The organism is Kitasatospora sp. NPDC101183 (assembly GCF_044767945.1).
Taxonomy (GTDB): domain Bacteria; phylum Actinomycetota; class Actinomycetes; order Streptomycetales; family Streptomycetaceae; genus Kitasatospora.
Window position 1 is genome coordinate 170,406 of sequence record NZ_JBIWOW010000003.1, and the last position, 11,868, is coordinate 182,273.

Genomic DNA, 11,868 nt, shown 5'->3' on the forward strand with positions numbered 1-11,868 from the left:
CATGATGACGAACGGCACAGAGATGAACAAGAAGCCAGGGCTCGAAGACGTCCTCGGACTGTCGCCCATGCAGAAGGGCCTGCTGTTCCACGCGCTGTACGACGAGCAGGGCACCGACGTCTACACGATCCAGCTCGCCTTCGACATCGAGGGCGCTCTCGACACCGAAGCGTTGTCGGGCGCCGCCGCCGCGGTGCTCCGCCGCCACGCGAACCTGCGGGCGGGGTTCCTCCACCGCAAGACCGGCGAGCCGGTCCAGGCGATCCCCCGCGAGGTGACGCTGCCATGGCACGAGGTGGACCTCAGCGGTCTGCCGGAGTCCGACCGTGACCGGGAACTGGTCCGCCTGGTGGACGAGGACCGGACCCGGCGGTTCGACCTCGCCGCACCCCCGCTGATGCGTTTCACGCTGATCACCACGGGCGCCGACCGCTACCGGTTCCTGATCACCAACCACCACATCCTGCTCGACGGCTGGTCCATGTCGCGGCTGGTGGGGGAGCTCTTCGAGCTGTACGGCACCAAGGGCGACGTCTCCGCGCTGCCGAGGGTGACGCCCTACCGCGACTACCTCGCGTGGCTGGAGCGGCAGGACCGCTCCGCCGCCGAGGCGGCCTGGCAGCAGGCGCTCAAGGGGCTGGACGAGCCCACCCTGCTGGCCGGACCGGACCTGCCCGAGTTGACGGCCTCCTCCGAGCACCACTCGGTCAGGCTGTCGCGGGAGGAGACGGCGGAGCTCGCCCAGTGGGCCCGTAAGGCGGGTGTCACCGTCAACACGGTCGTCCAGGCGGTCTGGGCCCTGCTGCTCGGACACCTGACGGGCCGCGAGGACGTGGTGTTCGGAGCGACGGTGTCCGGGCGGCCGGCGGAGATCCCCGGCATCGAGTCGATGGTGGGCCTGTTCATCAACACCCTGCCGGTCCGGGTCCGGCTGGACCAGGCCGAGACCCTGGGCGCCCTGCTGACCCGGCTCCAGGACCAGCAGGCCGAGCTCATGCCGCACCAGCACCTGGGCCTCAGCGACATCCAGCGGCTCACGGGGCACAGCGAACTCTTCGACACCCTCGTCGTGTTCGAGAACTACCCGGTCGACTCCCAGCGGCTCCAGAAGTCGGCCGGCAACCTCGGCATCGTGGGCAGCCAGACCCGCGACGACACCCACTACCCCCTCGGGCTCGCCGTCATCCTCAGCGACTCCCTGGAACTGGCGCTGAGCTACCGCCCCGAGGCGGTCGCCCCCGGCCTGGTCGAGTTCGTCGCCGAGGCCCTGCTGCGGTTGCTGGGCGACGTGAGGACGAACGCCGGGCTTCCGGTCGGGCGGCTGCGGCTGCTGGCGCCCCGGCGCGAGCAGCACCTGCTGGCCCTGGGGACGGGCGCCGAGGTGGAGCCGACGCCGGCGCGCTCCGTGGTCGACGTGCTGGAGCAGCAGGCCGAGCGGACGCCCGACGAGGTGGCCGTGGTCTGCGACGGCGAGTCGCTGACGTTCGCGGAGTTCAACGGCCGCGTCAACCGGCTCGCCCGGGTGCTCGCGCAGGAGGGCAACGGCCCGGAGGGGATCGTCGCGCTGGCCCTGCCCCGGTCGCTGGAGATGGTCGTCGCGATGTTCGCGGTGCTGAAGTCCGGTGCCGCCTACCTGCCGGTCGACCCGGAGTACCCCGCCGAGCGCATCGCCTTCCTGGTCGAGGACGCCCGCCCGGCCACCCTGATCACGCTGGCCGGCACCGCGGCCGAACTGCCGGACGTCCGGGCGGGGATGACCGAGATCGTCCTCGACGCGGCCGAGACCGTCCAGCGGCTGTCCGCGACCTCCGACGCGAACCCGACGGACGCCGACCGGACGGCACCGCTCACCCCCGAGGGGATCGCGTACCTGATCCACACCTCGGGCTCCACGGGCACGCCCAAGGGCGTCGCGGTCACCCACCGCTCGCTGCTGGGCCTGTTCCGCAGCCAGCGGGCCGGCCTCATCGAGCCGGAGGTCCGGGCCGCCGGGGGACGGCGGTTCCGGTTCGCGCTGACCGCGGCGTTCACCTTCGACGCCTCGCTGGACGGCCTGCTGTGGATGCTCGCCGGCCACGAGGTGCACGTCGTCCGGGAGGAGGTGCGGCGCGATCCCGACGCACTGCTGCGCTACAGCGCGAGCGAGGGCGTCGACGTCCTCAACTTCACGCCGACCTACGCCCAGCAGGTCCTCGCCGGCGGAGCGCTGCAGGGCGACGGGCCGCGGCCCCGGGTGCTGCTGCTCGGCGGCGAGGCGATCGGCGACGCGCTGTGGCAGGAGCTGCGGTCGCTGGCGGGGGTCAGTGCCTACAACCTCTACGGGCCGACCGAGTGCACCGTGGACGCCCTGTACTGCCGGGTCGCGGACAGCCCCCGGCCGGTCGTCGGCGACCCCCTGCGCGGCACCTGCGTGCGGGTGCTCGACGGTGCGCTGCGTCCGGTTCCCGAGGGGGTGGCCGGCGAGCTCTACGTCTCCGGCGCCAGCCTGGCCCGCGGCTACCTGGGGCGGGCGGGCCTGACCGCCGAGCGGTTCGTGGCGGACCCGCACGGCGCTCCGGGCGAGCGCATGTACCGCACCGGTGACCTGGTGCGCCGGGGCGCGGACGGGCACCTGGAGTTCGTCGGGCGCATCGACGACCAGGTGAAGATCCGCGGCTTCCGGATCGAACTGGGCGAGATCGAGGCCGTCATCGCCGCCCAGGCCCCGCTGGACCAGGTCGCGGTCGTGGTGCGCGAGGACCAGCCGGGCGTCAAGCGCCTGGTGGCGTACGTGGTTCCGGCGGCGGGAGGTGCGGACACCGGCGCCCTGCGGGCCGCCGTCGCCGATGTGCTGCCCGAGTACATGGTGCCGGCGGCCTTCGTGACGCTGGAGGCCCTGCCGCTGACCCCGAACGGCAAGCTCGACCGCAAGGCCCTGCCCGCCCCCGACTTCGCCACCCTGGTCGGCGGGTCCGGGCCGCGCAACGCCCGCGAGGAGCTGCTGTGCCGGCTCTTCGCGGAGGTCCTGGGCCTGGAGAAGGTCGGGATCGACGACAGCTTCTTCGCCCTGGGCGGCGACAGCATCGTCTCGATCCAGCTGGTCAGCCGCGCCCGGCGCGCGGGGCTGGTGCTGACTCCGCGGGACGTCTTCCGGCACCGGACCGTGGGGGCCCTGGCGGCGGTCGCGCAGGACGCGGACCAGGCCGCTCGGCCCACCGGTGGAAGCGGGAGCGCGGACGCGGGGACCGGTCCGGTCCCGTTGACGCCGATCGTCCACCGGCTGCGGGAGGCCGGTGGGCCGATCGACGCCTTCAACCAGGCGATGACGGCGCCCACCGGGGCCGGCTGCACCGCGGCGGACCTGGCCGCCGCGCTGCAGGCGGTGGTGGACCACCACGACGCGCTGCGGATGCGGCTGTCCCGCTCCGGCGACGGCTGGGGACTGGAGATCGGAGCCCGGGGCGCCGTGCGGGCGACCGAGCTGCTGCACCGGGTGGATGCCGGCGGGCTGTCGGACGACGAACTGCGCACGCTGATGTCCGACGAGGCGCAGGCGGCGCAGGGCCGGCTGGACCCCGACCGGGGTGTGATGGTGCAGGCGGTGTGGTTCGACGGCGGCCCCGGCGTCTCCGGCCGGCTGCTGCTGATCGTCCACCACCTGGTGGTGGACGGGGTGTCCTGGCGCATCCTGCTGCCCGACCTGGCTGCGGCGCTCGCCGCCGTGCGCGCGGGCCGGAAGCCGGAGCTGGAGCCCGTCGGGACGTCGTTCCGGGCCTGGGCCGAGGGCCTGGTGCAGGAGGCGTCCTCGCCGGCCCGCGTCGCCGAGCTGGAGATCTGGACCGGCATGCTCCGGAGCCAGGACGCCCCGCTCGGATCCCGTCCGCTGGACCCGCGACGTGACGTCCTGTCGAACGCGGCCGCTCTGGAGGTGACACTGCCCCCGCAGGCGACGGGCGCGCTGCTGACGTGGGTGCCGGCCGCCTTCCACACGGGCGTGAACGACGTGCTGCTGGCCGGGTTCGCGCTGGCGGTGGCGGACTGGCGCCGCCGCCGGGGGACGGAGGCCTCCGGGGTCCTCGTGGACCTGGAGGGCCACGGCCGTGAGGAGCTGGTCCCGGGCGCCGACGTGTCCCGGACGGTGGGCTGGTTCACCAGCCTGTTCCCGGTGGACCTGGACCCGGGTGTGTCGACGGCCGAGGAGTGGGCCCAGGTCTGGGCCGGCGGCCCCGCTCTGGGCCGTGCCGTCAAGGCGGTCAAGGAGCGGCTGCGCGCGCTGCCGGACAACGGCGCGGGCTACGGGCTGCTGCGCCACCTCAACCCCGAGACGGGCAGGGTCCTGGCCGAACTCCCCACCCCGCAGATCGGCTTCAACTACCTCGGCCGGCTCGCCGGTGTCACGGAGGACGGCGGGGACGACCGCGCCGGGGCCGCGCTGGGCGGCGGGGCCGACGCCGGGATGCCGCTGCCCCACGCGCTGGAGATGAACGCGACCGCCCGGGAGGGCGCCGACGGCGTGCGGCTGGTGGCGAACTGGGCCTGGCCGAGGGAGCTGTTCGCGGAGGACGAGGTACGGGACCTGGCGCAGACCTGGTTCCGTGCGCTGGAGGCGATCGTCACCCACACCGAGGGGCCGGGCGCCGGCGGCCGCACGCCCTCCGACCTCGACCTGGTCGAGCTCACCCAGCAGGAGATCGACGCGCTGGAGTCCGATCTGCCGCAGCTGATGGACGTGCTCCCCCTCGCGCCGCTGCAGAAGGGCTTCCTGTTCCACGCGCTCTACGACCAGGACGGAGCGGACGTCTACACCGTCCAGATCGCGCTGGACATCGAGGGCGCGCTGGACGGCGGGGCGCTGCGGCTGGCCGCCGCCGCCCTGCTCGACCGGCACGCCAACCTGCGGGCCGCCTTCCGCAGCCAGGGCAGCGGCGACGCCGTCCAGGTGATCCCGGGGCACATCGAACTCCCGTGGTCGGAGGTCGACATCAGCGCACTGCCGGAGGCGTCGCGGCAGGCCGAGCTGGACCGCCTGACGGCCGAGGACCGCGCCCGCCGGTTCGACCTCGCCACGCCGCCGCTGATGCGGTTCACCCTGATCGGCCTGGGGCAGGGGCGGCACCGGCTCCTGATCACCAACCACCACATCCTGCTGGACGGCTGGTCCACGCCGATCGTGCTGGGCGAGCTGTTCAAGCTGTACCGACTGCGCGGTGACGACTCCGGCCTGCCCAGGATCACCCCCTACCGGGAGTACCTGGCCTGGCTGGCCCGCCAGGACGGGGCGGCGGCCAGGTCCGCCTGGACGCAGGCGCTCGAAGGCCTGGAGGAGCCGACGCTGCTGGCCCCCGCCGACCACCGGCGGGAGCCGGTGATCCCGGAGCGGACCGCGGTGGAGCTCCCGCAGGACCTGGCGGCGGCCCTGCGCGACCACGCCCGTGGACAGGGCGTCACGCTGAACACGGTGCTGGAGGCCGCCTGGGCGATCACCCTCGGGCAGCTGACCGGCCGGGACGACGTGGTGTTCGGCGCCACGGTGTCCGGGCGGCCGGCGGAGATCCCCGGCATCGAGTCGATGGTGGGCCTGTTCATCAACACCGTGCCGGTCCGCGTCCGGCTGGACCCGGCCGAGACGCCCGGGGCGCTGCTGGCCCGGCTCCAGGACCAGAAGGCCGAGCTGATGCCGTACCAGCACGTCGGTCTCACCGATCTCCAGGAGATCACCGGTCTCGGCGAACTGTTCGACACCATCGTGGTGTTCGAGAACTTCCCGATCGACGCCGACGACCTGGAGCAGTCGATCGGCGACCTCACGGTGTCCCCCCTCGAGGGCGGCGACGCCATCCACTACCCGCTGGGCATCTCGATGATCCCCGCCGGCGACCGGCTGTTCGTCCGCGCCGACCACCGCCCGGACGTCTTCGACCGGGCGGCGGCGGAGCGGATCATCGACAACCTGGTCCGGGCGCTGGAGCAGCTCGTGCAGCGCACCGACGCGCCGCTGGCCCGGGTCACGGTGCTGCCCGAGGCGGAACGCGAGCAGCTGCTGCTCGCCGGCGGCGAGACCGCGCCGGAGCTGCCGCAGGACACCGTCGTGAGCCTGTTCGAGGCACAGGTGGCCCGCGCGCCGCAGGCTCCCGCCGTGGTCTCGCCGGACCTGTCGGTGTCGTACGCGGAGCTGGACGCGCGTGCCAACCGACTGGCGCGCCTGCTGATCGCCCGCGGTGCGGGGCCGGAGCGGGCGGTGGCCCTGGTGCTGGGCCGCTCCCTCGACTTCGTCGTCGCGCAGGTGGCCACGCTCAAGGCCGGTGCGGCGTTCATCCCCGTCGGGCCCGACTACCCCGCCGAGCGGCTCGTCCACGTGCTCGCCGGTGCGCGCCCGTCGGTGATCGTGACGACCTCGTCGGCGGCCGACGCCCTGCCCGCCCACACCTCGCCGCTGGTCCTGCTCGACACCGAGGACGTCCGGGCGGAACTGGCACGGCAGTCGGCCGACTCGCCGCGCGACGACGAGCGGGCGGCGCCCCTCCTGGCGGCCGGGGCCGCGTACCTGATCTACACCTCGGGGTCGACCGGGCAGCCCAAGGGGGTCGTGGTCTCCCACCGGAGCCTCGCGAACTCGGCGGCGGCACACATCGAGAACCTGGGGATCGAGCCCGGCAGCCGGATCCTCCAGGTCGCGTCGACCTCGTTCGACCCGGCGATCGCCGACCACACCATGACCCTGCTCGGCGGTGCGACGCTGGTGCTCCCCGGCACCGCCGCCCAGCTGGTGGGCGACGAGCTCACCGCTCTGATCGCCGAGCGGGAGGCCACCCACGTGATGATGGCGGCCCCCATGCTCGCCACCATGCCGAAGGCCGAACTCCCCACCCTGCGCTGCGTGGTGACCGGCGGCGAGGCGTACGCCCAGGAACTGGTGGACCGGTGGGCCCCCGGCCGCCGCATGGTCAACGCGTACGGTCCGACCGAGGTGACGGTCGCGGCGACGATGAGCGCGCCGCTGGAGCCCGCGTCCGGTACGCCGCCGATCGGCCGACCGCTGCGCAACACCCGGGCGTACGCGCTGGACGGGGCGCTGCGGCCGGTTCCGGTGGGCGTGGCCGGGGAGTTGTACCTGGCCGGCCCCCAGCTGGCGCGCGGCTACCTGCACCAGCCCGGTCTGACGGCGGAACGCTTCGTGGCCTGCCCCTTCGGGGCCCCGGGCGAGCGGATGTACCGCACCGGCGACCTGGTGCGCCGGCGCGCGGACGGGCAGCTGGACTTCATCGGCCGCGACGACGACCAGGTGAAGATCCGCGGCTACCGGGTCGAGCCGGGGGAGGTCGAGGCGGTCGTCGCGGCCCACCCGCAGGTGGCCCAGGTCGTGGTGGTGGTGCGGGAGGACCAGCCGGGCACGAAGCGGCTGGTGGCGTACGTCGTCACCGAGGACGGCGCCGCGGACGTGGAGGAACTGCGCGCGGCGGCGGCGCAGGTGCTGCCCGAGTACATGGTGCCGACGGCGTTCGTGGCCCTGGACGCCCTGCCGCTGACGGCCAACGGCAAGGTGGACCGCCGGGCCCTGCCGGCCCCCGGTCCCCTCGGGGCCGCCGGTGGACGCGGGCCGCGCACCGCCGGCGAGGAGCTGCTGTGCGGGCTGTTCGCGGAGGTGCTGGGCCTGGAGAGGGTCGGGATCGACGACAGCTTCTTCGCTCTGGGCGGGCACTCCCTGCTGGCGACGCGGCTGGTGAGCCGAATCCGCACGGTCTTCGGCGTGGAGCTCGCCGTCAGGTCGGTCTTCGACACTCCGACGGTCGCCGGGCTGGTGCGCGGGATCGACTCGGCCGACGGTTCCCGTCGCCCGCTGGGCGTGATGGAGCGGCCGGAGGAGATCCCGATGTCGCCCGCGCAGAAGCGCCTCTGGTTCCTGAACCGGCTGGAGGGCCCGAACGCCACCTACAACCTGCCGTTGCCGGTCCGCCTCCTGGGCGACCTGGACCTCGACGCGCTGCGGGCCGCACTGGGTGATGTGGTGGCCCGGCACGAGAGCCTGCGGACGGTGTTCCCGGATGCCGACGGGAGGCCCCGACAGCTGGTCCTGCCCGTTGACGTGGCGGCGCTGGAGCCGGTGGTGGAGCAGGTGACGCCGGAGGGCCTGGAGGACGCGGTGCGCGCCGCAGCGGGGCTGGGCTTCGACCTGTCCCGTGAGATACCGGTGCGCGCCCACCTGTTCCGGTCGGCACCGCAGGACCAGGTGCTGATGCTGGTGATCCACCACATCGCCGGGGACGGCTGGTCGATGGCGCCGCTGTCGCGGGACCTGTCCGAGGCCTACCGGGCGCGCTGCGCCGGGGTGGCGCCGGAGTGGGAGCCGCTCCCGGTGCAGTACGTGGACTTCACGCTCTGGCAGCGTGAGGTGCTGGGCGAGGTGTCGGACCCTGACAGTGTGATGGCGCGCCAGCTGGACTACTGGAAGGGGGCGATGGCGGGGGCTCCGGAGGAGCTGGAGCTGCCCACGGACCGGCCGCGGCCCGCGGTGGCCAGCGCCCGCGGCGACGAGGTGGGGTTCCGGCTCTCGCCGCAGGTGCACGAGCGGGTGGCCGAACTGGCCCGTCTGAGCGGCGCGTCGGTGTTCATGGTGACGCAGGCCGCCGTCGCCGTCCTGCTGGGGAAGATGGGCGGCGGTGAGGACATCCCCTTCGGGACCGTCATCGCGGGCCGCACCGACGAGGCCCTCGACGAGCTCGTCGGGTTCTTCGTCAACACCCTCGTCCTGCGCACGGACCTCTCCGGGAACCCGACCTTCCGCCAGCTGGTGGACCGGGTGCGTGAGGCCGACCTGGCGGCGTACGCGCACCAGGACCTGCCGTTCGAGCAGCTGGTGGAGGAGCTCAACCCGGTCCGCTCGCTGGTCCGGCACCCGCTCTTCCAGGTGATGCTCGCCTTCCAGAACAACGCCGAGGTGCGGGGCGACTTCGCGGGTCTGCGGATGGCTCCGTACCCGCTGGACCTGGACGTCGCGAAGTTCGACCTGTGGTTCCAGCTCGGCGAGGTGTTCGCCCCGGACGGAGCGCCGGCCGGGATCGGCGGGAAGATCGGTTTCGCCCAGGACCTGTTCGACCGCGCGACGATCGAGGAGCTGTCCGGCCGGCTGGAGCGGCTGATGGAGGTGATGACCGCCGACCCGGACCTGCTGGTCGCCTCGGTCGACATCCTCACCCCCGGCGAGCACGAGCGGATCCTGACCGCATGGAGCGGCACGGGACGCCAGGTCGAGCCGGGAACGTTCGCCGGGCTGTTCGAGGCACAGGCGGCCCGCACGCCCTCGGCGCCGGCGATCGTGTCGGAGGATCTGACGCTGTCGTACGAGGAACTGAACGCCCGGGCGAACCGGCTGGCCCACGTACTGATCGGACAGGGAGCGGGGCCCGAGCGGGTCGTGGCGCTGATGCTGCCGCGGGACGTGGACATCGTCGTCGCGGAACTGGCGGTGGTGAAGGCCGGGGCGGCGTTCCTGCCGGTGGACCCGGAGTACCCGCAGGAGCGCATCGCGTACATCCTGGACGACGCGGCCCCGATGCTGCTGGTGACGGACGAGGAGCACGTGGGCCGGCTGCCCGAGGGCGCGACGATCCCCCGGCTGCTGCTGGACCACGTGGAGCAGGGCGCGCCCGCGGGCCCGGCCGAGGGCAATCCGGGCGCGGCCGTGACGCCCGCGCATGCGGCCTACCTGATCTACACCTCGGGCTCCACCGGGCGCCCGAAGGGCGTCGTGGTGTCGCACCGGGGCCTGGCGAGCCTGGCCGAAACGCAGCGGACGAGGTTCGGCATGACCGGCGACAGCCGGGTCCTGATGTTCGCCTCGCCGAGTTTCGACGCCTCCGTCTTCGAGATCTTCAGCGCGTACGCCGCCGGCGCGGCCCTGGTGGTGCCGCCGCGGGGACCGCTGGCGGACGAGGTGCTGGCCCGGGTGCTGTCGAAGCACGGTGTGACCAACGCCGTGATCCCGCCGGCCGCCCTGGCATCGGTGCCGGAGGGGGACCTCCCGGAGCTGCGGACACTGATCTCCGCCGGCGAGGCGCTCTCCGCGGACGTGATGAACCGCTGGGCGACGGGCCGGCGGATGCTCAACGGGTACGGTCCGACGGAGACGACGGTCGCGGCGACGATCAGCACGCCGCTGGAGGCGGGCTCGGGCACGCCGACGATCGGGACCCCGGTCTGCGGCATCCGGGTGTTCGTACTGGACCGGGCGCTGCGCCCGGTCCCCCCGGGTGTGCCCGGCGAGCTGTACCTCGCGGGCGAGGGCCTGGCGCGCGGGTACCTGAACCGTCCCGGCCTGACGGCCGAGCGGTTCCCGGCCTGCCCGTTCGGGGCCCCGGGCGAGCGGATGTACCGCACCGGGGACCTGGTGCGCTGGCGTGCGGACGGGCAACTGGAGTTCGTGAGCCGCGTCGACGACCAGGTGAAGATCCGCGGCTTCCGGATCGAGCTGGGGGAGATCGAGGCGGTCGTCGCGGCCCACCCGCAGGTGGCCCAGGTCGCGGTGGTGGTGCGGGAGGACCGCCCCGGCGACAAGCGCCTCGCGGCCTACACCGTGCTGAGGCCGGGCTCCGACGTGGCTCCGGCGGAGCTGCGCTCGCACGTGAGCGCAGCGCTGCCGGCGTACATGGTGCCCTCGGCGTTCGTGACCATGGACGCGCTGCCGCTGACCGTGAACGGCAAGCTCGACCGCAAGGTGCTTCCGGTGCCCTCGTACGCCGCCGCGGACGCGGGGCGCGGTCCCCGCACTCCGCAGGAGGAGCTGCTGTGCGGGCTCTTCGCCGAAGTGCTGGGCGTCGAGAGGGTCGGGATCGACGGCAACTTCTTCGACCTGGGCGGCAACAGCATCATCTCCATCCAGCTGGTGAGCCGGATCTGGTCGGACCTCGGGGTCAAGGTCAGCAGCCGCGCGGTCTTCGAGGCACCCACGGTGGCCGAACTCGTCGAGCACTTCGACAGCGACGGCGACCAGGACAGCTACGGAGTCCTCCTGCCCATACGGGCCAACGGGGACAAGCCGCCGATCTTCTGCGTGCACGCCGCGGGCGGACTCACCTGGGGCTACGGGGCGCTCCTGAAGCACATCCGCTCCGAGTACCCCGTCTACGGGCTGCAGGCCCGCGGGTTCCACCTGGGGGAGGAACCGGCGAAGGACATGGCGACCATGGCCGCCGACTACGTCACGCACATCCGGTCGGTCCAGCCCCACGGCCCCTACCACCTGCTCGGCTGGTCGTTCGGCGCCCTGGTGATCCACGCGATCGCCACCCGGCTGGAGGCGGAAGGGGAGGAGGTCGCCCTCCTGATCGGTATCGACGGACGTCCCGCCGAGGAGGGCATGTTCGACGACTACGAGGGGTTGGACGACCAGGACATCTTCCGCGTCCTGATGTACCAGGCGGGACACGACACCGACTCGATCCCCGAGGACCAGGTGCTCGAACACGACGAGGTCATGGCCGTCATCCGCGGCCAGGACAGCGCACTGGCGAGTGTCGAGCCGCATCACGTCACGGCCTTCGCCAAGATCATGGACAACAGCTACCGGATAGGCATGGAGTTCGAGCCCGAGGTCGTCAGGGGCGACCTGATGCTGTTCGTCTCGACGGCCGCGGGGGGCGAGGCGGTGGTCTCCGAGATGTACGACCTCTGGCGGCCGCTGATCACCGGCCGGATCGAAACGCATCCGATAGCCGCACCGCACGGGGAATTGCTCCAGCCCAAGAACGCCGAACTCATCGGCCGGCTCGTCTACGAGAAGCTCAACTCCCTCGGCTGACCGATCCGCGCGCGGCCGGACCGCCCGGGAGGCCTGTAACGGCCAACCGGGCGGTCCGGCCGGCGCGGGGGTGGCAGCTAGCTGCGAATTCCTTG

The 11,868-nt window shown here is 73.2% G+C and carries 1 protein-coding gene; it reads left to right on the forward strand.

Translation table 11 applies throughout. The features are described 5' to 3' along the window. The first annotated feature begins 4 nt into the window (after positions 1-4). The gene (locus tag ACIRRS_RS04660) at positions 5-11,773 is read left to right on the forward strand and encodes an amino acid adenylation domain-containing protein (RefSeq protein ID WP_402964973.1); all 11,769 of its coding nucleotides are present in this window, start codon (positions 5-7) and stop codon (positions 11,771-11,773) included. Positions 11,774-11,868: the final 95 nt, after the last annotated feature.